Source organism: Pseudomonas sp. SD17-1 (assembly GCF_029201585.1).
Taxonomy (GTDB): Bacteria; Pseudomonadota; Gammaproteobacteria; order Pseudomonadales; family Pseudomonadaceae; genus Aquipseudomonas; species Aquipseudomonas palmensis.
In genome coordinates this window covers 289,414-311,762 of the sequence record NZ_CP104044.1, presented here as the reverse complement: position 1 = coordinate 311,762, position 22,349 = coordinate 289,414, and the positions used below count along the sequence as shown (strand labels likewise).

Genomic DNA, 22,349 nt, shown 5'->3' with positions numbered 1-22,349 from the left:
GGTGTCCATTATAGGCCTAGATACGCGTGGCTTGGAACGAAGAAGACAGTTGGCGGGGAATTTGCGTCAGCAGTACCGGCCTCATCGCGGGTCAAGCCCGCTCCCACACGGTCAGCAGAGATCCTTGTAGGAGCGGGCTTGACCCGCGATGCCTTTAATGGAACAGCACCGCAGTCTTCTGCAGGGTCACCCACACCCCCCACGCCAGCGGAATACCCACCACCAGCCACGCGGCAATCACCAGCGGCCGGCTGCCCGGCGCGGCCTTCCACTCCAGCACGGTGCTGCCATTGGCGCCCTTGTCGTGCCCCAGCGCCTGTTCGGCCGCCAGTTGCGCATCGGTCATGAAGTACTTGTCGGCCACCGGCCGCACCAGCGCGTTGCACAAAAAGCCCAGCGCCAGCAGCCCGGCCAGGATGTACAGGGTCATGTCATACGCCGCCGCCCGCTCCACGCCCATCTCCAGCTGATACTCGCGCAGGTAGGTGATCAGCACCGGGCCCAGCACCCCGGCTGCCGCCCAGGCGGTCAGCAGGCGACCGTGAATGGCGCCCACCATCTGCGTGCCGAACAGGTCGGCCAGGTACGCCGGCACCGTGGCGAAGCCGCCACCGTACATCGACAGGATGATGCAGAACGCCGCCACGAACAGCGCGATGTTGCCCAGGTGGCCCATGTTCGGGATCAGCGCATACAGCGCCACGCCCAGGGCGAAGAAGGCGAAATAGGTGTTCTTGCGCCCGATGTAGTCGGAGAACGAGGCCCAGAAGAAACGCCCGCCGATGTTGAACAGGCTCAGCAACCCGGTGAAGCCCGCGGCAATGGCGGCAATCTGTGCCAGTTGCGTGGCATCCAGCTGGCTGAAGCTCAGGTCGTTGCCCAGTAGCTTGCCGGCGAACACTTCCTGCAGCAGCGGCGAGGCCATGCCCAGAATGCCGATGCCGGCCGACACGTTAAGGCACAGCACCAGCCAGATCAGCGCGAACTGCGGCGTCTTCCACGCCACGCTGACGTGCACGTGGCGGTGGGTGATCATCGCGTTGCCGGCCTTTTTCTGCGGCGCGCTCCAGCCTTCGGGCTTCCAGCCGGTGGGCGGCACGCGGTAGGCCAGGGCGCCGCCGAGCATGAACACGAAGTAGATCAGCGCCATCACCACGAAGCTCTGCCACACGCCCACCCCGTCAGGGCCGGCGAAGTGGCTCATCAGCGCCGCCGCCAGTGGCGCGCCGACCATGGCGCCGCCGCCAAAGCCCATGATCGCCATGCCGGTGGCCATGCCGCGCTTGTCCGGGAACCACTTGATCAGCGTCGATACCGGCGAAATGTAGCCCAGCCCCAGGCCGATACCGCCGATCACGCCACTGCCCAGCCACATCAGCCACAGCTGGTGGGTGTACACCCCCAGCGCCGACATCAGCAGGCCACCGCACCAGCACAGGGTCGAGACCACCCCGGCCTTGCGCGGCCCGGCATGCTCCAGCCAGCCGCCCCAGATGGCCGCCGAACAACCGAGGAACACGAAGAACAGCGTGTAGATCCAGCTCAGCATCGAGATCGGCCAGTCGCACTCGGCGGTGAACAGGCGCGCCACGAAGCTCATCTCCGGCGCACACGCCACCGGCGCACTGATACCGATGGCCTGCGACAGCGGCAGCCAGAACACCGAAAAGCCATAGGCCATGCCGATGCACAGGTGAATGGCCAGGGCCGCCGGTGGCACCAGCCAGCGGTTGAAACCGGCCCTGGCGACAATGCGTTCCTTGGACAGGAAGCCGGGCGTACTGGCGATGCCGCCCACCGTAGTGCTGCTCATTGTTGTTCCCCTCGTGATATGGATGCTCCACCGACCAGGCCTGCTGCCTGCGACTTTGGCTGCCAGGGGCAGCACGTCGTTTATCTGGCAACCGGCCCTTTGACGCGACAATCGGCCGCAACGGGACCGTGGAGGCGCGAGAGAGTACCATTCGCCGCACTCGCTGAAATTAGGCTGATACTGTGGTTTTTGCGAAAACTGATACCCCCGTGTCAGGAACTGCCCCGCCGGTTGCTGTCCAAACCCGGGTCGCGCCGCGCCCGCGCGCCCTGCACGGGGCTATACTCTGCGGCTGAATTTTACAATCGGACTACAAGGACTCGCCCATGAAAGCGTTCGGCAAAATCCTGGGGCTGGTGATACTCGGGTTGTTGCTGATCATTGTGGCGCTGGGCTTTGCCCTGACCCACCTCTTCGATCCCAACGACTACAAAGACGAGATCCGCCAGCTGGCACGCGACAAGGCCCACGTCGAGCTGACGCTCAACGGCGACATCGGCTGGAGCCTGTTCCCGTGGCTGGGGCTGGAACTGCACGAGGCGAGCATCGCCACGCTCAACAATCCCAAGGTGCCATTCGCCGACCTGCAGATGCTCGGCCTGTCGGTGCGTGTACTGCCGCTGCTGCGCCGTGAAGTGCAGATGAGCGACGTGCGCGTCGAGGGCCTTAACCTGACCCTGGCCCGCGACGAGCACGGCCACGGCAACTGGGAAGACATCGGCAAGCCGCTGCCGGCCGCCACCCCGGCTGCACCGGCCGAAGGCAGCGCCGGCACACCCGCCCCAGGCGAGGCCCCGGCCAAGCCGGCCGCCGCCGAGCGCCCGGTCAAGCTGGACATCGACAGCCTCACCGTGAACAACGCCAAGGTGCAGTACAGCGATGCGCAAAGCGGCCAGAGTTTCAGCGCCGAGAGCATCCAGCTGAGCACCGGCGCGGTTCACGAAGGGGTCAACATTCCGCTGACCATGACCGCCTTCTTCAGCGCTGGCCAGCCGGCCCTGCGCGCCCGCACCGAGCTCAAGGGCGAGCTGCGCTTCGACCGTGCGCTCAAGCGCTATCAGTTCGAAGACATGAAGCTCAGTGGCGAAGCCTCCGGCGAGCCGCTGCAGGGCAAGACCATGACCTTCGCCGCCCAGGGCCAGTTGCTGGTGGACATGGCCGCGAACGTCGCCGAATGGAACGGCCTGAAGCTGTCGGCCAACCAGCTGCGCGCCCTGGGCGAGCTGAACGTGCGTGACCTGAACAGCACGCCCAAGCTCACCGGCGGCCTGTCCATCGCCCAGCTCGACCTGCGCACGTTCCTCGACAGCGTCGGCGTGGCAGTGCCACCGATGGCCGATGCCGCCACCCTGGGCAAGTTCGAGCTGGTCAGCCGCCTGGAAGGCAGCCCCACCCGCCTGGCTCTGGAAGACCTGGCAGTGAAGCTCGACGACAGCACCTTCACCGGCCGCCTGGCGGTGGATGACTTCGCCAAGCAAGCCCTGCGCGTGCAGCTAAAAGCCGACACGTTCAATGCCGACCGCTACCTGCCGGCCAAGAGCGAGGCCGCCACCGGCGCCAAGGCCGCGCGCCAGGCCGAGGTGCAGCAGAATGAAGCCGGTGCGCTGGCCGGAGCCGGCACCACACCGCTGCCGGACGCACCCACCAAGACCGCCTGGAGCACCGACAAGCTGCTGCCGGTGGACCGCCTGCGCGTACTCGACCTGCAGGCAGACCTGAGCTTCGGCGTGCTCACCCTTGAACAGCTGCCTATCCAGAACGCCGTGCTCAAGGCCCGTGGCCAGGGTGGCCTGATCACCCTGGACACCCTGCAGGGCGGCCTCTACAACGGCGACTTCGCTACCAAGGGCACCCTCGACGTGCGCCCTGCGGTACCGCAGATCGGCCTGAGTACCCAGGTCAACCGCGTACCGGTGGAGCACTTCATCAAGAGCCAGACCGACACCCCGCCGGTCAAGGGCCTGCTGACCCTGAGCAGCAACCTGACCGGCAGCGGCAACAGCCAGAAGGCGCTGATCGACACCCTCAATGGCAACGCCAGCTTCGTCATCAACAACGGTGTGCTGGTCAATGCCAACCTCGAGCAGCAGCTGTGCCAGGGCATCGCCACCCTCAACCGCAAGGCCCTGAGCGGCGAACCACGCGGCAAGGACACCCCGTTCCAGGAACTCAAGGGCAGCCTGGTGCTGCGCAACGGCGTGGCCAGCAACCCGGACCTGAAGGTGCGCATCCCGGGCCTGACCGTCAACGGCCACGGCGACCTCGACCTGCGCGTGCTGGGCATGGACTACCGCGTGGGCGTGATCGTCGAGGGCGACAAGCGCGACATGCCCGACCCGGCCTGCCAGGTCAACGAGCGCTACGTGGGGCTGGAGTTCCCGCTGCGCTGCCGTGGCCCGCTGGAGCTGGGTGCCAAGGCCTGCCGCGTGGACAAGGATGGCCTGGGCAAGCTGGCCGGCAAGGCGCTGGGCAACAAGCTGCAGGAAAAGCTCAACGAAAAGCTGGGTGACAAGGTCAGTCCCGAACTCAAAGACGCACTCAAGGGCCTGTTCAAACGATGAATCCCGAGCAGTTTTCCAGCGCCGTGCTGGAATGGTACGACCGTAACGGCCGCCACGACCTGCCCTGGCAACAGGGCATCACCCCGTACCGGGTGTGGGTGTCGGAGATCATGCTGCAACAGACCCAGGTGAGCACCGTGCTCAACTACTTCGGGCGCTTCATGCAAGCCCTGCCCAGCGTCGAGGCCCTGGCCGCGGCGCCGGAGGACGAGGTGCTGCACCTGTGGACCGGGCTGGGCTACTACACCCGCGCGCGCAACCTGCAGAAGACCGCGAAGATCGTGGTGGAGCAGTACGCCGGCCAATTCCCGCGCGATGTCGAGAAGCTCACCGAGCTGCCCGGCATCGGCCTGTCCACTGCCGGGGCAATCGCCAGCATCAGCATGGGCCTGCGTGCGCCGATCCTGGACGGCAACGTCAAGCGCGTGCTGGCCCGCTACACCGCGCAGGAAGGCTACCCGGGCGAGCCCAAGGTGGCCAAGGCGCTGTGGGCCAACGCCGAGCGCTTTACCCCCCACAGCCGGGTCAACCACTACACCCAGGCGATGATGGACCTGGGCGCCACCCTGTGCACGCGCAGCAAGCCCAGTTGCCTGCTGTGCCCGCTGGAGCGCGGCTGCGAGGCGCACATGCTCGGCCAGGAGATCCGCTACCCGATCCCCAAGCCGCGCAAGACCCTGCCCCAGCGCAGCACACTGATGCCGCTGCTGGCCAACAACGAGGGCGCCATCCTGCTGTACCGGCGCCCGTCCAGCGGCCTGTGGGGCGGTTTGTGGAGCCTGCCGGAGCTGGACAGCCTCGACGACCTGCAACACCTGGCCGAGCAGCACGGGGTGAACCTGGGCGAGCCCGTGGCGCTGGACAGCCTGATCCACACCTTCAGCCACTTCCAGCTGGCGATCCAACCCTGGCTGGTGCCGGTGGCCCCCCAGGGTGACCACGTGGCCGAGGCCGACTGGCTCTGGTATAACCTCGCCACCCCGCCGCGCCTGGGCCTTGCTGCCCCGGTCAAGAAACTGCTCAAACGCGCGGCCCACGTATTGAATGCAGGAGAGTCGTCATGACCCGCACCGTAATGTGCCGCAAGTACAAAGAAGAGCTGCCTGGCCTGGAGCGCCCGCCGTATCCCGGCGCCAAGGGCCAGGACATTTTCGAGCATATCTCGCAGAAGGCCTGGGCCGACTGGCAGAAGGAACAGACCATGCTGATCAACGAGAAGCGCCTGAACATGATGAACGCCGAGGACCGCAAGTACCTCCAGGGCGAGATGGACAAGTTCTTCTCCGGCGAAGAATACGAGAAGGCCGAAGGCTACGTGCCGCCTGCCGAATAACCCCGGAAATTCGTAAGCGACGGAATTAATTTAATAAATTTTCAAAAAGTCGTTGACGCAAATCCGAAAAACGCTTTTAATGCGCCCCGTTGCCCAGATAGCTCAGTCGGTAGAGCAGGGGATTGAAAATCCCCGTGTCGGCGGTTCGATTCCGTCTCTGGGCACCACTAATACCGAAAAGCCCCAAGCGAAGTGATTCCTTGGGGTTTTTTATTGCCTGCGATTTGGTGCTCCCCAGGTCGTCACCTTCGCCGGCCAGGCCGGCGCCTACCAGGGTTCATGGATGAAAAGGCTTGTGATGACGGCGCTTGCGCTGGTGTGCCTGAACGGTTGCGTCGGCTTCAAGTCCGCCTCGCCCCAGACCCGCGTCGAAAAGACCGACACCTACCGCCAGCTGCTCGGCCGTGATATCACCCCGCACATCACCCGCACCGAACGTTCCGAAGCCACCCGGGAATGGTGCGGCATCAGCCTGTGGCTGGTGGTGCTGCCCGTGCCGCTGAAGCTGCCGGTGTGCTCGACCTACACCGAAGCCGCGTTCGGCCACGACAGGTTCGGCGACGAGCGCGTGCTGATGTACACCACCCACAGCGTCGACAAGAACCCCTACCTCAATGCCTGCGGCCCGTTCATGTTCTTGGCGCCGATCATGCACGGCTATGAAGGCAATGCGCTGTGCGGGCGGCTGCCCTAGCGGCACGCCCCTGCTGCACGCGGCGACACAGGCTTGGGTTTGCCGAGGGAGTGAGGTTCAATAGCGCCACGCATCACCTTCTTTCAAGGATTACCCGCAATGGCTTCCAGCAGCAAACAGCAAAAACGCGCCAAGCGCGCCGCCAGCAAGGCCCGCGAGAACCGCATGGTACGCAGCGGCCAGGCGGTCAAGAGCAGCGGCGAGAGCGCCAGCGCCAGCGTCGAGCAGGTGTTCACCAAGGCCATGGAATCGGGCAGCTACACCGCGCTGTTCGAAAAGATGAAACAGGCACAGGACACCGGCCTGGCCTCGATGATTGCTGTGTTCCTGGTCGACCCGCTGCTGGCCCTGGTGCTCAAGGGGCACAAGGAAGAACACTCCACCGACTACATCTGCAAGGTGTTCTGCGCCTACCGCCACTGGCTGGACGGCACCGAAGAGGCCCAAGCGATGCAGTGGCTGGAGAGCGACGAGTTCCAGGACGCCTATGTGCAGGCGTCGGAGATCGTCTCCAAGCAGAAGAAATTCGGTTGAGCAACGACCCGGGCTGCGCCGCAGCCCAGGGCCGGCAAAACCCCCGGATGCTGTGCAACCGGTCAAAAACGGCTTTCCAGCATCGGCCAAAACTGGCACCATCGCGCCTTTTTTCATCACGGCTACGGCCCGTGGAAATGGGGCGCGCGGTCATCCGCGCGACAGTCCGCTGCATCGATGCGACACCCACCTGCCCACAGGCCCTTCGCCCCGCCCGCCGTTGTTGGCTGTCGTTCGAGCGCTATGCTAGCGTTGCGCCTCGCCAGGAAGGCCGACAACAGCAGGCACGCACCAGAACTCAAGAGGACCGCACATGGCCCAGGCCACGCCCGCGCTGGAAATCCGCAACCTGCACAAGCGCTACGGCGCGCAGGAGATTCTCAAGGGCATTTCGCTGACCGCCCGCGACGGCGACGTGATTTCGATCCTGGGGTCGTCCGGTTCCGGCAAGTCCACCTTGCTGCGCTGCATCAACCTGCTGGAAAACCCCCACGAAGGCCAGATCCTGGTCGCCGGTGAAGAGCTCAGGCTCAAGGCCGGCAAGAACGGCGAACTGGTCGCCGCCGACAACAGGCAGATCAACCGCCTGCGCAGCGAGATCGGCTTCGTGTTCCAGAACTTCAACCTGTGGCCGCACATGAGCGTGCTCGACAACATCATCGAGGCGCCGCGCCGGGTGCTCGGCCAGAGCAAGGCCGAGGCCATCGAGCACGCCGAGGCGCTGCTGGACAAGGTCGGCATCCACAACAAGCGCCACAGCTACCCGGCCGAACTCTCCGGCGGCCAGCAGCAGCGTGCCGCCATTGCGCGCACCCTGGCGATGAAGCCGAAGGTCATTCTGTTCGACGAGCCCACCTCGGCGCTGGACCCGGAAATGGTCCAGGAAGTGCTCAACGTGATCCGCGCGCTGGCCGAAGAAGGCCGTACCATGCTACTGGTTACCCATGAAATGAGCTTCGCCCGGCAGGTGTCCAGTGAAGTCATCTTCCTGCACCAGGGCCTGGTGGAAGAGCAAGGATCGCCGCAGCAGGTTTTCGAAAACCCGAACTCGGCGCGTTGTAAACAATTCATGTCCAGCAACCGCTAACGGAGCAACACGCATGCAGAACTACAAGAAATTCCTCCTGGCCGCTGCCGCCACCCTGGTGTTCTCGGCCAACGCCATGGCCGCCGAAAAGCTGAAAATGGGCATCGAAGCGGCCTACCCGCCCTTCAACAACAAGGATGCCAGCGGCCAGGTCGTAGGCTTCGACAAGGACATCGGCGACGCCCTGTGCGCCAAGATGAAGGTCGAATGCGAAGTGGTCACCTCCGACTGGGACGGCATCATCCCGGCCCTGAACGCCAAGAAATTCGACTTCCTGATCTCGTCGCTGTCGATCACCGACGAGCGCAAGCAGGCCGTTGACTTCACCGACCCGTACTACTCCAACAAGCAGCAGTTCATCGCCCCGAAAAACGTCGACTTCAAGACCGACCGCGCCTCGCTCAAGGGCAAGACCATCGGCACCCAGCGCGCCACCCAGGCCGCAACCTGGCTGGACGACAACGGCGGCATGGACGGCGACTTCAAGGTCAACCTGTACGACGGCCAGGAAAACGCCTACCTGGACCTGACCTCCGGCCGCCTGGACGCCATCCTGGCCGACAAGTACGCCAACTACGACTGGCTCAAGTCCGATGCCGGCAAGAACTACGAGTTCAAGGGCGACCCGGTCAACGAGAGCGACAAGGTCGGCATTGCCGTGCGCAAGGGTGACACCCAGCTGCGCGACAGGCTGAACGCCGCCCTCAAGGAAATCGTTGCCGACGGCACCTACAAGAAGATCAACGACAAGTACTTCCCTTTCAGCATCTATTGATTCGCCCGACCGGCACCGCCCCTGCGGCGGTGCCCGTCCCTGAACAAGCCTGCCCATGAATATTGATCTCTACGGATTCGGTCCGGCCCTGGCGGCTGGCACCCTGATGACCGTGCAACTGGCGCTGTCGGCCCTGTGCCTGGGGCTGGTGCTGGGGTTGCTCGGCGCCCTGGCCAAGACCTCGCCGTACAAGCCGCTGCAGTGGCTTGGCGGTTTCTACTCGACCCTGGTGCGCGGCGTGCCCGAGCTGCTGTGGGTGTTGCTGATCTACTTCGGCACCGTCAGCCTGATGAGCAAGCTGGGCGACCTCCTGAATATTCCCGGCCTTGAGCTGAGCGCCTTTGCTGCCGGCGTGATCGCTCTGGGCCTGTGCTTCGGTGCCTATGCCACCGAAGTGTTCCGTGGCGCGATCCTGGCCATCCCCAAGGGCCACCGCGAAGCGGGCCTGGCCCTGGGCCTGTCCAAGGCGCGGATCTTCTCGCGGCTGATCCTGCCGCAGATGTGGCGCATCGCCCTGCCCGGCCTGGGCAACCTGTTCATGATCCTGATGAAGGACACCGCGCTGGTATCGGTGATCGGCCTTGAAGAGATCATGCGCCACTCGCAGGTGGCCGTGACCGTGACCAAGCAGCCGTTCACCTTCTACATGGTGGCGGCAATCATCTACCTGGGCCTGACCATCCTTGCGATGATCGGCATGCACTTCCTGGAAAAACGCGCCGCACGCGGCTTCGCGAGGGCCAACCAATGAACTGGGAAGTGATCATCAAGTGGCTGCCACGCCTGGCCCAGGGCGCGACCCTGACCCTGGAGCTGGTGGCCATCGCGGTCATCGCCGGGCTGATCCTGGCCATCCCGCTGGGCATCGCCCGCTCCTCGCGCCACTGGTATGTGCGCGCGCTGCCGTATGGCTACATCTTCTTCTTCCGTGGCACGCCGCTGCTGGTGCAGCTGTTTCTGGTGTACTACGGCATGGCGCAGTTCGAGATCGTGCGCAACAGCGCCCTGTGGCCGTACCTGCGCGATCCGTTCTGGTGCACCGTGCTGACCATGACCCTGCATACCGCCGCCTACATCGCCGAGATCCTGCGGGGCGCGCTGCAGGCCATTCCGCGCGGGGAGATCGAGGCGGCGCGGGCGCTGGGCATGTCCCGGGCCAAGGCGCTGTTCTACATCATGCTGCCGCGCGCGGCGCGCATCGGCCTGCCGGCCTACAGCAACGAAGTGATCCTGATGCTCAAGGCCAGCGCCCTGGCCAGTACCGTGACCCTGCTGGAACTGACCGGCATGGCACGCACGATCATCGCGCGCACCTACCTGCCGGTGGAGATCTTCTTTGCCGCCGGCCTGTTCTACCTGCTGATCTCGTTCCTGCTGGTGCAGGGCTTCAAGGTGCTCGAGCGCTGGTTGCGGGTCGATGCCTGCCAGGGCCGCTGAGGTACTGCAGGGCGAGCCACTGCATAGCCGCTTCCAGGCCCTTAACAGCTTTTTGCTGGAGCATCAGGGCCTGTGGCGGCCGCGGCCGTTTACCCAGCTGCACCTGCCGTGGGAGCGCGAGCACCCCGCCCTGAGCCACTGGCTGCGTCAGCGGCCGCTGAGCGAGGCCGACACCCCGCCTGAAAACGCCCCCGCACCTTATCCACAGCTGGCCGCCCAGTGTCAGGCGCTGTCGGCGGTGGGCGAGTTATCCACAATCGAGCTGGCCCCTGCCAACCCGCGCCTGAACGTGGACGTGCCAGGGCGCAAATGGCAGCAGATCGAGGCCTTTGCCGGGCGCCTTGATTTTGCCCGCCAGCCCACGCACTGGCTGGACTGGTGTGCGGGCAAGGGGCACCTGGGCCGGCGCCTGCTGGGCCCGGCGCAGCAACTGACCTGCCTGGAATACGACCCCGCGCTGGTGTTGGCCGGCGAACAGCTCAGCCAGCACCACCGCTTGCCTGCGGAGCATCGCCTGCAGGACGTGATGGCCGCCGATGCTGCCACCCAGCTGGGCAGCCAGCACACCGCCGTTGCGCTGCATGCCTGCGGCGACCTGCACGTGCGCCTGATGCAACTGGCCAGCGCTGGCGGCTGCCGTCAGCTGGCGATTGCGCCGTGCTGCTACAACCGTATCAGCGCAGCGCACTACCAAGCGTTATCCACAGCCGCTCAAGCTTCGACGTTGAGCCTGTCGGTCGACGACCTGGGCCTGCCGCTGAGCGAAACCGTCACCGCCGGCAACCGCGTGCGCCGCCAGCGTGACGCGTCGATGGCGCGGCGCCTGGGCTTCGACCTGCTGCAACGCGAGGTTCGCGGCTGCGACAGCTACCTGCCCACCCCTTCGCTGCCCAGCCACTGGCTGCACAAGCCCTTCGCGCAGTACTGCCAGGAACTGGCCGAACTCAAGGGGCTGCAAGTGACGGGTGCGCCCGATTGGGCGGCACTGGAACAGGCTGGCTGGGCGCGACTGGCCCGGGTGCGCAACCTTGAACAGGTGCGCAACCTGTTCCGCCGCCCGCTGGAGCTATGGCTGGTGTTGGATCGCGCACTGTACCTGGGCGAACAGGGCTTCAAGGTGCGCCTTGGCAGCTTCTGCCCCTACCCTCTCACGCCTCGGAATCTGATGCTTTTGGCAGAGCGCGGTTGACGTGCAAACCTGTGGATAAGTCTGTGCGCAACATTTTGATGAATCGCTGAAAAAGCCGCCGGACAAGGGCTGGCGACAGCTGGTCATTTTTTGTTCACCTTCTAAACCTGAGCAAAAACAGCCATTTGCGCAAAGACGAACGGGCTGGCCACTGGCGATGCACTACGCGCCGAGTTGGCATGCAGCTTGTGCATAAGCATTTTCGCGAATGGCTCTAAGGGCTGCGATCAGGCCAGTTTCAGCAGGCCCATGCCGCCCAGCAGAAGCAGCAGGCCAAGCCAGCCGCGGCCGGCCAGGCGCTGGCCGAACAGGGCCCAGCCCATGGCCACGGTGGCAAGAATGCCGAAGCCGCCCCAGATGGCGTAGGCCATCGACAGGGGGATGTCCTTGACCGCCTGGGCCAGCGCCGTGAAGGCGGCCAGCACACAGACGATCGATGCCGCCGCGACCCAGCGCTTGCGCAGGCCGTCGGAGTACTTGAGCAGCAGGTTGGCGAGCACCTCGAGCACGATGGCCAGTGCCAGCCAGGCAAAGGGGATCACTTGCAGGCTCAGCATGGCAGGGCCTCCCCGGTGGTTTCACGGCGGGCGCTGCGGGTACCGGACTTGATCAGCAGGATACCCGCGATCATCACGCCCAGGCCCAGGGCCTTGAGCAGGCCGATGCTTTCACCCAGCCAGGTGACGCTGACCACGGTGATCAGCACGATGCCGATGCCTTCCCACAGGGCGTAGGCCACACCCAGCGGCACGCGCTTCACGGCGAGCGCGAGAAAGCCGTAGGACAGGCCGATCATGGCGTACATGAGGGCGTGACCGAGAACCGGCGAATGATCGGCGGCGAATTTCATCGACGTGGTGCCGATCACTTCGGCCACGATGGCGATGAACAGATAGATCCAGGAACGCATGGTGCCCTCCCATGGGCATTACGAAAAACGCGAGGGGCTGACGGGGGCGTCAGCAAAAAAGCCGGGGTTTGGGAGGGTGGCGCTAGAGGTCGCCGGTCCAGTGACGTTCACGGGAAACCAGGCGGGAGGTGAGGAGCGGCAACGCTTGAGTGTTCAACATAATGCACAACAAATTAGCTGAGGGCATTGTGGAAGTCAAATCGATAGAGAATGACTAATGAATTTTGCTGCGGATTATTCGTTATTTGGTGAAAGCCCCTGAAAGCTGGCTGCAAGGCCCGTAAATTATAATTCCCAAATCCGGCGTAGCCTGTAAGGCCCAATCGCGGGTCAAGCCCGCTCCCACAAGGTTGGCGGCGATCCCTGTGGGAGCGGGCTTGACCCGCGAAGGCCGCAACGCTGACCCCGCCCCCCCTGCGAGTCAAATCGCCACACCACCTCATCTCACATCAATTAATTATTGTACCGCAATAATTTTTGCTCAATAATCCGCCCCGTTCAAACCAGACCAAGGAAAAACCATGAACAGCAAAACAGTGGCCTACGCACGCTCGCGTCTGCGTGCAATCGGTGCCTTTGCGGCGTTGCTGGCGTGGGGTACGGCGCTGGCCGAATTTGGCTGCAATGCCTGGTTCTGGCTTTTCGACCGGCACGACGTGCTGGCCGCCTACCTGCAAAGCTTCGCCGACCAGATGCCCCTGCTGGTGGCGCCGGGCTTCCAGCCCAGCGTCCTGGCCCAGGCACTGGTCATCACCCTGGACATGATCCCGGCCAGCCTGTCGGTATTGGCCCTGTACCTCACCGGCCTGTTCTTCATCCGCCTGTCACGCGGGCAGACGTGGACGGCCTCCAACATCAAGCTGCTGTGGTGGGTGGGCCTACTGTGCATCGGCCTGCCGTTGCTGTGGCCGGTGATCGCCACCTTGCAGGGCCTGGCCTTCTGCATCGACCTGCCGCCAGGCGAAAGGAGCTTCAGCGTGGGGATCGGTGTATCATCCGCGGCGGTTTACGAGATCATGAAGGGCATATTGCTGTGTGCCTTCTCCCTCCTCATGCGTGACGCCAAGACCATCAGCGATGAACACAACTGTTATGTCTAGCCTAGCCCCATGCCGATAATCATCAGGCTCGACGTCGTGATGGCCCGGAACAAGATCCGTTCCAAGGACCTGGCCGAGATTATTGGCATTACCGAAGCTAACTTATCGTTGCTGAAGAACGGCAAGATCAAGGGTTTCAAGATCGAGACCCTGGAGAAGCTGTGTCGCGCGCTGAAGTGCCAGCCGGGAGACCTGCTGGAATTCAGCGAGGACTGAACAAGGAACACCCTCTCGTGAGCATCACCTTTCACTGGCGCGCAGCGCTGCTGCTGGCCGCCGGCCTGCTGGGCGGCTGTGGGCCAAGCTACACCTATCGCTATTCGCCACCGCCGAGCCAGCACGGCATGCAGTGCATCAGCGCGTGCTCGCAGCAGCGCAACTACTGCGGGCAACTGGCACGCATGCAGGACAACGCCAACCAGGCCCTGTATCAGTCCGAGATGCGCAGTTACCAGTACTGCCAGCAGGGCAAGAGCAAGAAGGATGCGCGGCGCAGTTGCTACTACCCGAGCTACCCCTACAGCGCGGGGCTGTCGAGTGATTGCGGGCGCGAGTACGACCAGTGCTACCAGGGTTGTGGCGGCACGATTCACCGGATATTGAACAAGGACTGACGGCTTGCGGGCCGCATGATGCAATCGGGAAAACACACATGACCATGAACACCTTCAACACCATCGCCCTGGTGGCCTTTGCCCTGCTGCTGGGTGGCTGCGCCGGCGGGCACGCCAGCCGCGGCGACAGCCTTGCGGGCTGGGACATGCCGCAGATGCAGGTGCTGGGCGACAATGGCCTGCCGGCGCAGCCGCATCGCTACGTGAAATGCGGCAAGCGTGGCTGCCATGAACAGAAGCCGATGCTGTTCGACCCCGCCAAGGCCGAACCGACGGCCGAAAGCCTGCATCGCGGGTGGTAGTAGAAGGGCTGCAGGCCACGTGAACCGTGGCCTTGCGCAAGATTGAGCGGAAGTGGTTTACAGAACCAAACCGATCGCTATAATAGCGCCCCTATGCCGGTATAGCTCAGTTGGTAGAGCAACTGACTTGTAATCAGTAGGTCCCGGGTTCGACTCCTGGTGCCGGCACCATCACAAGGTTGCAGAGACAGTTTTCAGTGTTTCTGAAACCCCCGAAAAACCCGCCTTTTGGCGGGTTTTTTCGTTTTTGGCGTACTGAGTGTGCAGCGGCCCTTCCTACGAAGCTGCAACCACCGACAGCTCGATACGCTGGCCAAGCACTTGCAGTGCATGCTCGACCTGTTCGATCTTGGAGCGGTGCAGCAAATCTACCAACCGATCTACTTGGGGCCGATTCACCCCCAGCCGGCGCGCTAACTCGGTCTTGGTCACCTTCTGCTTGATCATGGTATTCCACAGTGCAGCCTTGGCCGCAGTCAAAGCAGGTAGCCGCACCACAGGCTGGCCAAGTGCAGGTGGAGACGGCAGCGGTATGGCAATGCGCTGATCCACGTAAAAGGAAAGCGCCGACTCCAGGGCATCTACCGCGTCGAAAAGTGCTTCCTCAACCGTATCACCGGCGCTGGACATTTCAGGGACGTCGGCGCAGCTCACCCATGGGCCGCCTTCTTCCTCGTGCACGGTTACTGGATAGTCATACATGGCCTTTGGGCCTCCCATAGGGCTCGACTTCAATCACCGAGGCCCAGGTCTTTGATGATTTTTCTTCTCAAACCTTCGCTGATTTCCTTAGCGCCATGGTCTGGGAATATGGTTTGTCGGTTGCCGAGGTAAACCTTGAAATGGCTTCCCTTCGCAGGCACGAACGTAACGCCATGTGCTCGCAACCATCGTCGAAACTCGCTGTACTTCATGTGCAGTCCCACCATCTCGACACCGCCACACTGCAACAGTTATGTTGCGTAAGCAACAAAAATGTTGCTTCTTCGCACGGCCGAAAAATGGCGATGGTAGCTCAGGCGCTGGCCTGTCCAACCTGCTTAAGGGTGACCAGATATGGCGGTGCGAACGGCGGCAACGGGCTCCGCCAAGCTGACAGCAAGATCCAGGACAAGGCTATCGAGCGAGAGGTAGAGGCCCAGGACAACATCGAGACCTTCCAGAGCCGCACTAGGACCGTCGACGACCATTCGACCGAGTCAGTGGGTGGAATCAAGAAGATCGAGGCCCTGGGCGCGCTCAAGCTGCTCTCAGGCGGATCCGCGAGCCTGGCGGCCGTGGATGATCTGCACCAGACCACTGGTCGCGACCTCAACCTGGTGGTGGGGCAGAAGCTCAATGCCACTGTGGGTGGCGACCTGCAGGAGCAGATCCAGAGCCTGCGCAAGAGCGTGGCCGGGGCCAGCCAGCGCCTGCAGGCGCCCAAGACCTGATTGGGTTCAGAGAGTGTGAACGTGCTGCAGGTGTTGTGTGACCTGCTGGATGTGGTGGAACAGATGAATACCCAGCTAGCCGGGCACACACATGGCCCCACTCCGCCGCCTAGTAACGCTGCGGCATTCAGTGGGAACTCAGTCGCTGTATTGCGTCTTGCAGCACTAATGAAGTCTGTGACTGATTAAGCGCTCAATGCGAAGCTGGAACGTTTAGTACTGCACAGCAATGAAAGTTATTTCATTGCACCTGCATATGTGTAGCAATCACTTGTAGAAACCTGATTCAAATCAGATTCAACTATTTCGATATCGACGTTATTTCTTACGCACAAACTTTTAACTTTTTCTCTTAACGCCAAATTCGCCAGCGAATCTTGCAGCCCCAGCTTAGAGCTGCAAGGGTCTTTGTAGGGATCGATTATTTTTTTTGTCACTTTTATTGGAAGAGGCGACAAAATAATTTTCCCTATGAGCGCCTCAACATCTTTTATATGTAGAACTTGACTGCCCTCCTCATTTCGAGTGCTCTTATTGTACTTGTAGGAAAACTCAATATCTTGCCTATCCGGCCAAAGCATAAATCTGACTTCGTTCTCATAGCTAAAATGAAGGGCTTTGGAAAAGAAAGGCCTAGAAATCAGATCGTTATCGGAGAACTTGGTAAGGCGATGATCGAGGTACTCTACCTTTTGAATCGATAGGTTAAATCCTTCCTTAAATTCTAAGTTGTCTAGAATCGCTCCAATAGTTGTTTCGATGCATACCGAATTCCCTACCGTCCTCTTGCATTCCTCACATCCAGTCTCATGACGACAATTGCCACCTGAGCTTCCATAAAGTTGCCACATTGCCTGGCATTCATAAGGAAGGTCGGTCCAGCAGTTTGCATACAGCCAAGAACTGATATTTCGCAGGTAGGCATTGCCGTTTACTTTCTTCTGCACCCCAAATATAGATTGAAAAGTCTCGCTTGCTATCTCATGTTGCGTTTCTTGCATTTTTACCAACTCTTGCTCACCGCGAGGGGAAGTCCCAGGCCAGCATGAGTTCATTGCTCCATCAAGGATTCTCAGTTCATTACTGATGGATGGAAAATTTTTAGAATTAATCCCGCCTTCTAAATGGTCATCAAATTTGTCAAATCGAGAAAAATATAGCGACTGAGAATTCAGTAACATTTCAAACACTTCGAAAGACATATAGCGTCTTACTATAACGTCCCTCGCAACCCCAACACTTATCGTTCCCATTGTCGCTACTCAATTATAATTTTCTCTGATTTTAGACTGCCACTAATGCTGAGTAAAATCCTGGTGGCCAAGAAAAATTCTCCTGAAAAATCACTTATCCCCCTCCCGCCGACGGGCTTTGCGTTGGAAAATTGTGCAAAGCCGGGTGGGGGTGCAATCAGGTGCCCCGCCCAGGCCAGCCGGGGCTCTTGAGCCAAAATGGCGTGTTTCACCCAGTGCAAGGTTTTGCAATGCTGTGCAAGAGAAATCGCTGGAGAGTGTCCACAAAGTGTCCACGGCGGCATGACTTATCCGCGACCAATAAGCCTACATATGTCAGAAAACATTGAGGATTGCGGGTTTTCCCAATGGACACTGGTCGATTTTTTGGACTTGTAATCAGTAGGCCCCGGGTTCGACTCCTGATGCCGCACCATCACAAGGTTGCAGAGACAATTTTCAGTGTTTCTGGAACCACGAAAAACCCGCCTTTTGGCGGGTTCTTTCGTGTTAATCGTACTTAGTGTGCAGCGGCCTCTTCCTACGAAGCTGTAACCACCGACAATTCGATACGCAGTGTAGCTTTGGCCTCCGTCAAAGCTGGCAGGCGAACCACCGGTTGGGCAGGTACCACCGGCGATGGCAGCGGTATGGCAATACGCTGATCTACTACCGCGTCGAAAAGAGCTTGCTCAACCGTATCACCGGCACAGGCCATTTCAGGCACGTCGGCGCACCTCACCTGTGGGCCGCCGTCTCCCTCGTGCACGGCTACTGGGTAGTCGTCCTGAACCGGAACCCAAATTGAAGTGAATTTCTCTTTGTGCCTTGATATTGCAGGGCGATTGTAGAGTGTGATGTAATGCATCACACTTTATCGATGATAAAGAGCTTTCAACACAAAGGCCTCAAGGCGTTTTACGAAACCGGCTCGACTCGAGGGATCCGGGCCGACCATGCCAAGCGGCTTGCGCGCCTGCTTCCATTTCTGGATCGCGCAACCTGTGCGGGCGACATCGACATGCCCGGTTGGAGGCTCCACCCGCTCAAAGGCGACTTGACCTTGTATTGGTCAGTGACCATCAGCGGAAACTGGAGGGTAATTTTCCGATTCGACGGCACAGACGTTGAACTGGTTGATTACCTCGACTACCACTGAGGAGTTCCCCAAATGGCCATGTTCAACCCCCCGCACCCAGGCGAAACCTTGCGCGAAGATGTGTTGCCCGCCCTGGATATAAAGGTGGCCGAGTTTGCACGCCGCCTCGGTTACGCCAGAGAAACACTGTCTCGAATCCTTCACGGCCATGCACCTGTCAGCCCGGACCTCGCCGTTCGGCTTGAACGAGCCGGCATCGGCAAGGCTCGAACCTGGCTGGCCATTCAGGCTGACTGGGATCTGTGGCAGGCCGAGCATCGCGAACAACCTGTGATCGAGCGCTTTGCGTCTATCGCGTGATACTGAAAAAGCCGACGACGATGGTTTTTCAGTTATCCACAAGCATGGCGCTCGAGCGCACGCTCAAGGTCAGCCAACTCAACACCTGCCCCCTCGCCGCATCTCGCGACACGCCCCGCGCAATCAACCCTCACCCGTAACCCTTCCCCTGTCAGATGCCCTGGATACTTGCGCAACATCAGCTCGACCTACGTATCGCTCAACCATGCCGCACGGTCCAGAGACCAGCGTTTGTCCTCGACCTCAAACAGGCAAGCGCCTGATTCTGCGTCGATGATGTGCGGTGGATTGGGTTTCACTCTGGCCCAATGGCGTATCGCTCATGGGGTGGCAGCTGTACGCGAGTTGGCGGGCCTCTTCGCCGGCAAGGCCGGCTCCTACAAAGGACCACGCCGTCGGTAGGAGCCAGCCTTGCTGGCGAATGGCACCCCACGCTAGTGGGCGCTCTGCCCTTCAAGCAACGCCAGAATCCGCGGCCAACCGGCAATGCCTGCCAACGCCAGCGAAGTCTGGCCGTTGCCGTTGGGCAGCAACGGGTCAGCGCCATGACGCAACAGCGCATCCACCACCGTGTAATTGCCCGCCAGCACCTCGCGGTGCAGCATCAGCCATCCCTCGTCATCCGGGTCTCGGGCCACCTGCGGCTGTGCGCTCACGCCCTCCTCGATCTTGTCGCGCATGTTCAAGGCCATCGGGTGCTCGGTGCATTCCAGCACCGCCAGCGTCTGCTGGTCTTCAGCACGGCTCAACGTACGGGAGAGCAGCCAAGGCTGCTGACCTTCTGCAGCCGGGACGACTTCGACCAAACCCGGCTCACCGAAATCCATACCCCAGGCCTCATCGTGCTCCAGGCGCTCGTCTTCGGGCATGGCCGCGCGTATCGCGTCGACGGTGAAGCCGCCGTACACATGGCCCTGGCGCACATACATCCAGTCGTTCAGCAAGGCCAACGGCAGCGTCACAGGCTCCCAGGCCTTGAACGAGGTGGCCCAGCTTGGTTCATTCATCAGCACGCCGGTGATGGACTGCCCATCGAACTCGATCTCGCTCACCCACATGTTCTCGACGCTGGGTACCTCGGGGTCGTCGCTCTCGATGGGGAAGGACATTTTTACAGCCGCCATGTCCAGGCCCTTCACGATCCTGCGCGCCTCCCACGACAGCTCTCGCCAGAAATACTTGAACGTCGCCTGAGCACTGGCCACGGCGGCCTTGAACTCGTCGCTTTCGCCTTCAACACCGTAGATGATCTGTTCGGTCATAGGTAAATCGTTCCATCGCCTGGTTCACTGAAATGCTCAAGCCAGAGCACTTGCGGCCTGTGCCGCCACTTGAAAAACGGGAGCAGGATAACCTGATCCAGCGAACGTGGCAGCCTTGCCCCCAAGCCCCCGTTACGCTAAAAACCTGCACCCTTGGATACCACGCAAAAGGACAGGCCCAATGTTTGAAAACATCACTGTTACCGGCAGCCCGCTGGTGCTGTCCACAGACGCCGAAGTGGATCAGGCACAAGCTGTGTTGGGTACCCGCTTCCCCACCGGCTACCGCGAGTACGTCACGCAGTTCGGCGAAGGCATTCTTGGCGGCGTGTACGTGCGCATCTACCCGCCCCATCAACTGCTGCACGGCGAAAACAGCCAGGCCCAGTGGGTTGAGCGCATCAACCAGTACTGGTTCTGGGACGACGACAAGGAGCTGATGCCCAAGGAAAAGGCCTTGCAGTGCATCATCATTGGCGACACCTACGACGGCGACGAACTCATCATTCACCCCAGCGACCCGGAGCGCATCTATGTGCTGCCACGCCACAGTGAAGCCGCCCTCGTCGCGGGTAACGGGCTGGTGGAAGCGATCGAATGGCTGTGCAGTTCGAATGTGCTGACCGAAGCGTTCACCGAGCGCGACTTCGAACCGTTCGACAGCCGTGTACAGCCCTGACATGAAACGAATACCCAGGCGCACCTACGCCGGGTATTCGCCCGAACACTGAAATCCCGGTCGTCATCCAGAAAGATCCAACATCCGGCCATGGCTTGACCGGCCCCTGCACTTCGAATCGCGGGTAGCCGATGGTTTTTCAGTTACCCACAAGCATGGCGCTCGAGCGCACGCTCAAGGTCAGCCAATTCAACGCCCGCCCCCTCACCGCACCTCGCGACACGTCCCGCACAATCAAACCACACCCTTATCCCTTGCCCTGTAAGTTGCCCTGGATACTTGCGCAACATCAGCTCGACCTGCGTATCACTCAACCATGCCGCGCGGTCCAGGGACCAGCGCTGGTCCTGGAACTCGAACAGGCAGGCACCCGACACGGCATCGACAATCCGCGGCGGATACACCCAGTGCGAGTTGCCGGCTTCCCACGGCGCAGCCTCGATGCGATAGCGGCCGTCGGGTGAGGTGGATTGGGTTTCAAATTGGGTCATCGGCATCGTGCTCCGTGCATGATCGGAAAGTCTGTCACAACAGGGGCTGAACAGGTCGGCCCCTGTCGCTTCCTCTACGCAGTGGCCTTGCGATTGCCCATGCCGTCGAGCACCGCATCCACCAGCACCTTGGCTAATTCCGTCGAATGCAACGAGACCCACAGCAGAACTTTGCTGGTGGAGTCCTCGGGGTGCAAACAGGCTTTCTGGAGGGTGTCGAAGATGCCTCTGAGCAACAGCGAGGCATGCATCAGGGCGTCTTCTTCGGGTATGTCTGCGCGTACCAGGAAGAATGGCGAGTGTTCGATACGAGGATCAACGCTGGGCTCACCCAGCAGAGCAGTCGGCGGATCAGGAACGATTTTTTTCATGGCGATCACTTTTTGTGGAGTGAAGCTGCCACTGCTCGCGACCAAGCAAGTTGGGTGGCAGCTGTACGCGAGTTGGTCGACCGGGACAAAAAGATCAAAACCCGGCAGGCACGAGGCCTCCCGCGTACAACCGCCATAGGCGGCGCCGAAGCGTGATTTTTTGTCAACGGGCGACCAAACCCGATCGCTGATGCTCAGCGACCGCAGGAGCCTAACGGCCTGCCTGAACCCCAGCAAGGCGCACCGCCCACGCAAAATCTGTCCGCATATTACAGTCCTTCAGACGTGTCTGGCCAAGCGTGTGTAAACGCAGCCCTGCGCCGCAGTGGACGGCCTCTTCGCCGGCAATGCCGGCTCCTGCAGGGTGGCACCCACAAACGTACAAGCCAGCCGAAGGCTGGCCGTTTAACGTCACCTGCACACCACCTACCCACACTCGCAGGGGACACAATGGAAATCTTTCTCTACGCCTTCAGCGTGATGTACAGCCCCGGCCCGGTGAACGTGATGGGCCTGAACGCCGGCCTTACAGGCCAGTTCCGCCGTACCGCAGGCTTCTTCGTCGGCGTGGGCGGCGCAATGTTCGTGCTGTTCATCCTGTTCGGCTACACCGGCGAAGCCATCATCTCCAAGGCCGCGCTGCCCTACCTCGCCCTGGCCGGCGGGCTCTACACCAGCTACCTGGCCTTCAAGGTCTACACCGCCAGGGTCCAGCTCACCCAATCGTCCGATGCCCCCGCCAAGGCGCTGACCTTCTGGAACGGCTTTCTGATCCAGGCCCTCAACCCCAAGGGCATGATGGTGGTGCTGCCGATCACCAGCGTGATGTTCCCCGCTGCGCACCTCAGCGGCGCCAGCATCGCCGCGGTGTCGGCGCTGATCGCCCTGGGCGCTGCCGGCGCGCCGGGCCTCTACGCCTTGCTGGGCGCCGTGCTGGGCAAGCGCATCAGCAAAGAGGTGTACTTCAACCTGTTCAACCGCCTGATGGGCCTCGCTCTGGCCGTGTGCGCCGCCTTCATGTTCCACGATTTCTACATTCACATTCAGGCAAACGCCGGCACGCTGTAACCTGT

The 22,349-nt window shown here is 61.5% G+C and carries 27 protein-coding genes, 2 tRNA genes and 1 pseudogene; 21 read left to right on the top strand and 9 right to left on the bottom strand.

What is annotated here, in order from left to right:
- Nucleotides 1-154: 154 nt before the first annotated feature.
- Complete coding sequence (locus N0B28_RS01470; RefSeq protein WP_054915788.1) at nt 155-1,813, bottom strand: OFA family MFS transporter; 1,659 nt, start codon at nt 1,811-1,813, stop codon at nt 155-157.
- Between the two features lie 326 nt (nt 1,814-2,139).
- Here N0B28_RS01470 and N0B28_RS01465 point away from each other — a divergent pair, with 326 nt between their 5' ends.
- The 11 genes from N0B28_RS01465 to N0B28_RS01415 all read left to right on the top strand — a co-directional run bounded on the left by N0B28_RS01465 (nt 2,140) and on the right by N0B28_RS01415 (nt 11,423).
- Entirely contained in the window at nt 2,140-4,374 is a 2,235-nt protein-coding gene (locus tag N0B28_RS01465; RefSeq protein ID WP_054915789.1) for an AsmA family protein, read from the top strand.
- Complete coding sequence (gene mutY / locus N0B28_RS01460) at nt 4,371-5,438, top strand: A/G-specific adenine glycosylase (protein ID WP_274096610.1); 1,068 nt, start codon at nt 4,371-4,373, stop codon at nt 5,436-5,438. Before N0B28_RS01465 ends, mutY begins: the two co-directional genes overlap by 4 nt.
- Nucleotides 5,435-5,707 carry an oxidative damage protection protein gene (locus N0B28_RS01455; RefSeq protein WP_043862214.1) on the top strand — a complete coding sequence of 91 codons (273 nt, stop codon included), beginning with the start codon at nt 5,435-5,437 and terminating at the stop codon, nt 5,705-5,707. Before mutY ends, N0B28_RS01455 begins: the two co-directional genes overlap by 4 nt.
- Nucleotides 5,708-5,798: 91 nt before the next feature.
- Nucleotides 5,799-5,874, top strand: a tRNA-Phe gene (locus N0B28_RS01450).
- Nucleotides 5,875-5,990: 116 nt separating this feature from the next.
- Nucleotides 5,991-6,401, top strand: coding sequence for a hypothetical protein (locus tag N0B28_RS01445; RefSeq protein WP_054915790.1), 411 nt, complete (start codon nt 5,991-5,993; stop codon nt 6,399-6,401).
- A 99-nt stretch (nt 6,402-6,500) separates the two neighbouring features.
- Nucleotides 6,501-6,935, top strand: a complete 435-nt coding sequence (locus tag N0B28_RS01440; protein ID WP_043862216.1) for a hypothetical protein — start codon at nt 6,501-6,503, stop codon at nt 6,933-6,935.
- A 313-nt stretch (nt 6,936-7,248) separates the two neighbouring features.
- Entirely contained in the window at nt 7,249-8,022 is a 774-nt protein-coding gene (locus tag N0B28_RS01435) for an ABC transporter ATP-binding protein (RefSeq protein ID WP_054915791.1), read from the top strand.
- Nucleotides 8,023-8,035: 13 nt separating this feature from the next.
- On the top strand, nt 8,036-8,797 hold the full coding sequence (locus N0B28_RS01430) for an ABC transporter substrate-binding protein (RefSeq protein ID WP_043862218.1): 762 nt from the start codon (nt 8,036-8,038) through the stop codon (nt 8,795-8,797).
- Between the two features lie 55 nt (nt 8,798-8,852).
- On the top strand, nt 8,853-9,548 hold the full coding sequence (locus N0B28_RS01425; protein ID WP_043862219.1) for an ABC transporter permease: 696 nt from the start codon (nt 8,853-8,855) through the stop codon (nt 9,546-9,548).
- Nucleotides 9,545-10,234 carry an ABC transporter permease gene (locus N0B28_RS01420; protein WP_043862220.1) on the top strand — a complete coding sequence of 230 codons (690 nt, stop codon included), beginning with the start codon at nt 9,545-9,547 and terminating at the stop codon, nt 10,232-10,234. Before N0B28_RS01425 ends, N0B28_RS01420 begins: the two co-directional genes overlap by 4 nt.
- A complete protein-coding gene (locus N0B28_RS01415; RefSeq protein ID WP_275729969.1) occupies nt 10,215-11,423 on the top strand; it encodes a methyltransferase in 1,209 nt (402 codons plus the stop codon). The genes N0B28_RS01420 and N0B28_RS01415 overlap by 20 nt, the downstream gene beginning before the upstream one ends.
- A gap of 227 nt (nt 11,424-11,650) precedes the next feature.
- On the opposite strand, the gene mdtI is transcribed toward N0B28_RS01415, so the two are convergent.
- Both mdtI and N0B28_RS01405 read right to left on the bottom strand, forming a co-directional pair.
- Nucleotides 11,651-11,980: a multidrug/spermidine efflux SMR transporter subunit MdtI gene (gene mdtI, locus N0B28_RS01410; RefSeq protein WP_043862222.1), complete on the bottom strand. Its 330-nt coding sequence runs from the start codon at nt 11,978-11,980 to the stop codon at nt 11,651-11,653.
- Complete coding sequence (locus N0B28_RS01405) at nt 11,974-12,333, bottom strand: SMR family transporter (RefSeq protein ID WP_210013913.1); 360 nt, start codon at nt 12,331-12,333, stop codon at nt 11,974-11,976. The genes mdtI and N0B28_RS01405 overlap by 7 nt, the downstream gene beginning before the upstream one ends.
- A 521-nt stretch (nt 12,334-12,854) precedes the next feature.
- Between N0B28_RS01405 and N0B28_RS01400 the strand changes: the two genes are divergently transcribed.
- The 5 genes from N0B28_RS01400 to N0B28_RS01380 all read left to right on the top strand — a co-directional run bounded on the left by N0B28_RS01400 (nt 12,855) and on the right by N0B28_RS01380 (nt 14,520).
- Complete coding sequence (locus N0B28_RS01400; RefSeq protein ID WP_043862224.1) at nt 12,855-13,433, top strand: hypothetical protein; 579 nt, start codon at nt 12,855-12,857, stop codon at nt 13,431-13,433.
- Between the two features lie 9 nt (nt 13,434-13,442).
- Entirely contained in the window at nt 13,443-13,649 is a 207-nt protein-coding gene (locus N0B28_RS01395) for a helix-turn-helix transcriptional regulator (RefSeq protein WP_043862225.1), read from the top strand.
- A 17-nt stretch (nt 13,650-13,666) separates the two neighbouring features.
- On the top strand, nt 13,667-14,047 hold the full coding sequence (locus N0B28_RS01390) for a hypothetical protein (RefSeq protein ID WP_043862226.1): 381 nt from the start codon (nt 13,667-13,669) through the stop codon (nt 14,045-14,047).
- Between the two features lie 38 nt (nt 14,048-14,085).
- Nucleotides 14,086-14,349, top strand: coding sequence for a hypothetical protein (locus N0B28_RS01385; RefSeq protein ID WP_054915796.1), 264 nt, complete (start codon nt 14,086-14,088; stop codon nt 14,347-14,349).
- A gap of 95 nt (nt 14,350-14,444) precedes the next feature.
- Nucleotides 14,445-14,520: transfer RNA gene (locus tag N0B28_RS01380), tRNA-Thr, on the top strand.
- A gap of 105 nt (nt 14,521-14,625) precedes the next feature.
- Here N0B28_RS01380 and N0B28_RS01375 read toward each other — a convergent pair.
- Both N0B28_RS01375 and N0B28_RS01370 read right to left on the bottom strand, forming a co-directional pair.
- Nucleotides 14,626-15,051: a type II toxin-antitoxin system HicB family antitoxin gene (locus N0B28_RS01375; protein WP_213606736.1), complete on the bottom strand. Its 426-nt coding sequence runs from the start codon at nt 15,049-15,051 to the stop codon at nt 14,626-14,628.
- A 29-nt stretch (nt 15,052-15,080) separates the two neighbouring features.
- On the bottom strand, nt 15,081-15,263 hold the full coding sequence (locus tag N0B28_RS01370) for a type II toxin-antitoxin system HicA family toxin (protein ID WP_213606734.1): 183 nt from the start codon (nt 15,261-15,263) through the stop codon (nt 15,081-15,083).
- 159 nt (nt 15,264-15,422) lie between these two features.
- On the opposite strand from N0B28_RS01370, the pseudogene N0B28_RS01365 reads away from it, so the two are divergent.
- Nucleotides 15,423-15,971 (top strand): annotated as a pseudogene (locus tag N0B28_RS01365) (hypothetical protein); the annotation flags it as partial.
- Nucleotides 15,972-16,018: 47 nt separating this feature from the next.
- Here the strand turns inward: N0B28_RS01365 and N0B28_RS01360 are convergent.
- Complete coding sequence (locus tag N0B28_RS01360) at nt 16,019-16,984, bottom strand: hypothetical protein (protein WP_275729960.1); 966 nt, start codon at nt 16,982-16,984, stop codon at nt 16,019-16,021.
- 910 nt (nt 16,985-17,894) lie between these two features.
- Between N0B28_RS01360 and N0B28_RS01355 the strand changes: the two genes are divergently transcribed.
- Nucleotides 17,895-18,173, top strand: coding sequence for a type II toxin-antitoxin system RelE/ParE family toxin (locus N0B28_RS01355; RefSeq protein ID WP_043859809.1), 279 nt, complete (start codon nt 17,895-17,897; stop codon nt 18,171-18,173).
- Nucleotides 18,174-18,185: 12 nt separating this feature from the next.
- Nucleotides 18,186-18,473 (top strand): HigA family addiction module antitoxin, encoded by a 288-nt coding sequence (locus N0B28_RS01350; protein WP_043859808.1) that lies wholly within the window; start codon nt 18,186-18,188, stop codon nt 18,471-18,473.
- A gap of 434 nt (nt 18,474-18,907) precedes the next feature.
- Here N0B28_RS01350 and N0B28_RS01345 read toward each other — a convergent pair whose 3' ends face one another.
- Nucleotides 18,908-19,735 (bottom strand): DUF2314 domain-containing protein, encoded by an 828-nt coding sequence (locus N0B28_RS01345; protein WP_043859807.1) that lies wholly within the window; start codon nt 19,733-19,735, stop codon nt 18,908-18,910.
- A 181-nt stretch (nt 19,736-19,916) separates the two neighbouring features.
- Here N0B28_RS01345 and N0B28_RS01340 point away from each other — a divergent pair, with 181 nt between their 5' ends.
- Nucleotides 19,917-20,414 (top strand): SMI1/KNR4 family protein, encoded by a 498-nt coding sequence (locus N0B28_RS01340; RefSeq protein ID WP_043859806.1) that lies wholly within the window; start codon nt 19,917-19,919, stop codon nt 20,412-20,414.
- A gap of 143 nt (nt 20,415-20,557) precedes the next feature.
- Here the strand turns inward: N0B28_RS01340 and N0B28_RS01335 are convergent, their stop codons facing one another.
- Together N0B28_RS01335 and N0B28_RS01330 are read right to left on the bottom strand one after the other, a co-directional pair.
- Nucleotides 20,558-20,905 (bottom strand): hypothetical protein, encoded by a 348-nt coding sequence (locus N0B28_RS01335; RefSeq protein ID WP_253086509.1) that lies wholly within the window; start codon nt 20,903-20,905, stop codon nt 20,558-20,560.
- Between the two features lie 74 nt (nt 20,906-20,979).
- Nucleotides 20,980-21,276: a DUF3077 domain-containing protein gene (locus N0B28_RS01330; RefSeq protein ID WP_153046062.1), complete on the bottom strand. Its 297-nt coding sequence runs from the start codon at nt 21,274-21,276 to the stop codon at nt 20,980-20,982.
- A gap of 450 nt (nt 21,277-21,726) precedes the next feature.
- Here N0B28_RS01330 and N0B28_RS01325 point away from each other — a divergent pair, with 450 nt between their 5' ends.
- Nucleotides 21,727-22,344: a LysE family transporter gene (locus N0B28_RS01325; protein ID WP_275729953.1), complete on the top strand. Its 618-nt coding sequence runs from the start codon at nt 21,727-21,729 to the stop codon at nt 22,342-22,344.
- Nucleotides 22,345-22,349 lie beyond the last annotated feature (5 nt).

Excerpts from the sequence above, each read along its gene's own strand:
- N0B28_RS01455 (WP_043862214.1), top strand. The coding sequence starts at position 5,435 with ATGACCCGCACCGTAATGTGCCGCAAGTACAAAGAAGAGCTGCCTGGC.
- N0B28_RS01345 (WP_043859807.1), bottom strand. The coding sequence starts at position 19,735 with ATGACCGAACAGATCATCTACGGTGTTGAAGGCGAAAGCGACGAGTTC.
- N0B28_RS01465 (WP_054915789.1), top strand. The coding sequence starts at position 2,140 with ATGAAAGCGTTCGGCAAAATCCTGGGGCTGGTGATACTCGGGTTGTTG.
- N0B28_RS01335 (WP_253086509.1), bottom strand. The coding sequence starts at position 20,905 with ATGACCCAATTTGAAACCCAATCCACCTCACCCGACGGCCGCTATCGC.
- N0B28_RS01430 (WP_043862218.1), top strand. The coding sequence starts at position 8,036 with ATGCAGAACTACAAGAAATTCCTCCTGGCCGCTGCCGCCACCCTGGTG.
- N0B28_RS01425 (WP_043862219.1), top strand. The coding sequence starts at position 8,853 with ATGAATATTGATCTCTACGGATTCGGTCCGGCCCTGGCGGCTGGCACC.
- N0B28_RS01440 (WP_043862216.1), top strand. The coding sequence starts at position 6,501 with ATGGCTTCCAGCAGCAAACAGCAAAAACGCGCCAAGCGCGCCGCCAGC.
- N0B28_RS01415 (WP_275729969.1), top strand. The coding sequence starts at position 10,215 with ATGCCTGCCAGGGCCGCTGAGGTACTGCAGGGCGAGCCACTGCATAGC.
- N0B28_RS01360 (WP_275729960.1), bottom strand. The coding sequence starts at position 16,984 with ATGTCTTTCGAAGTGTTTGAAATGTTACTGAATTCTCAGTCGCTATAT.
- N0B28_RS01375 (WP_213606736.1), bottom strand. The coding sequence starts at position 15,051 with ATGTATGACTATCCAGTAACCGTGCACGAGGAAGAAGGCGGCCCATGG.
- mdtI (WP_043862222.1), bottom strand. The coding sequence starts at position 11,980 with ATGCTGAGCCTGCAAGTGATCCCCTTTGCCTGGCTGGCACTGGCCATC.
- N0B28_RS01385 (WP_054915796.1), top strand. The coding sequence starts at position 14,086 with ATGACCATGAACACCTTCAACACCATCGCCCTGGTGGCCTTTGCCCTG.
- N0B28_RS01445 (WP_054915790.1), top strand. The coding sequence starts at position 5,991 with ATGAAAAGGCTTGTGATGACGGCGCTTGCGCTGGTGTGCCTGAACGGT.
- N0B28_RS01325 (WP_275729953.1), top strand. The coding sequence starts at position 21,727 with ATGGAAATCTTTCTCTACGCCTTCAGCGTGATGTACAGCCCCGGCCCG.
- N0B28_RS01370 (WP_213606734.1), bottom strand. The coding sequence starts at position 15,263 with ATGAAGTACAGCGAGTTTCGACGATGGTTGCGAGCACATGGCGTTACG.
- N0B28_RS01340 (WP_043859806.1), top strand. The coding sequence starts at position 19,917 with ATGTTTGAAAACATCACTGTTACCGGCAGCCCGCTGGTGCTGTCCACA.
- N0B28_RS01435 (WP_054915791.1), top strand. The coding sequence starts at position 7,249 with ATGGCCCAGGCCACGCCCGCGCTGGAAATCCGCAACCTGCACAAGCGC.
- N0B28_RS01350 (WP_043859808.1), top strand. The coding sequence starts at position 18,186 with ATGGCCATGTTCAACCCCCCGCACCCAGGCGAAACCTTGCGCGAAGAT.
- N0B28_RS01470 (WP_054915788.1), bottom strand. The coding sequence starts at position 1,813 with ATGAGCAGCACTACGGTGGGCGGCATCGCCAGTACGCCCGGCTTCCTG.
- N0B28_RS01420 (WP_043862220.1), top strand. The coding sequence starts at position 9,545 with ATGAACTGGGAAGTGATCATCAAGTGGCTGCCACGCCTGGCCCAGGGC.
- N0B28_RS01355 (WP_043859809.1), top strand. The coding sequence starts at position 17,895 with ATGATAAAGAGCTTTCAACACAAAGGCCTCAAGGCGTTTTACGAAACC.
- N0B28_RS01405 (WP_210013913.1), bottom strand. The coding sequence starts at position 12,333 with ATGCGTTCCTGGATCTATCTGTTCATCGCCATCGTGGCCGAAGTGATC.
- N0B28_RS01395 (WP_043862225.1), top strand. The coding sequence starts at position 13,443 with ATGCCGATAATCATCAGGCTCGACGTCGTGATGGCCCGGAACAAGATC.
- N0B28_RS01400 (WP_043862224.1), top strand. The coding sequence starts at position 12,855 with ATGAACAGCAAAACAGTGGCCTACGCACGCTCGCGTCTGCGTGCAATC.
- N0B28_RS01330 (WP_153046062.1), bottom strand. The coding sequence starts at position 21,276 with ATGAAAAAAATCGTTCCTGATCCGCCGACTGCTCTGCTGGGTGAGCCC.
- mutY (WP_274096610.1), top strand. The coding sequence starts at position 4,371 with ATGAATCCCGAGCAGTTTTCCAGCGCCGTGCTGGAATGGTACGACCGT.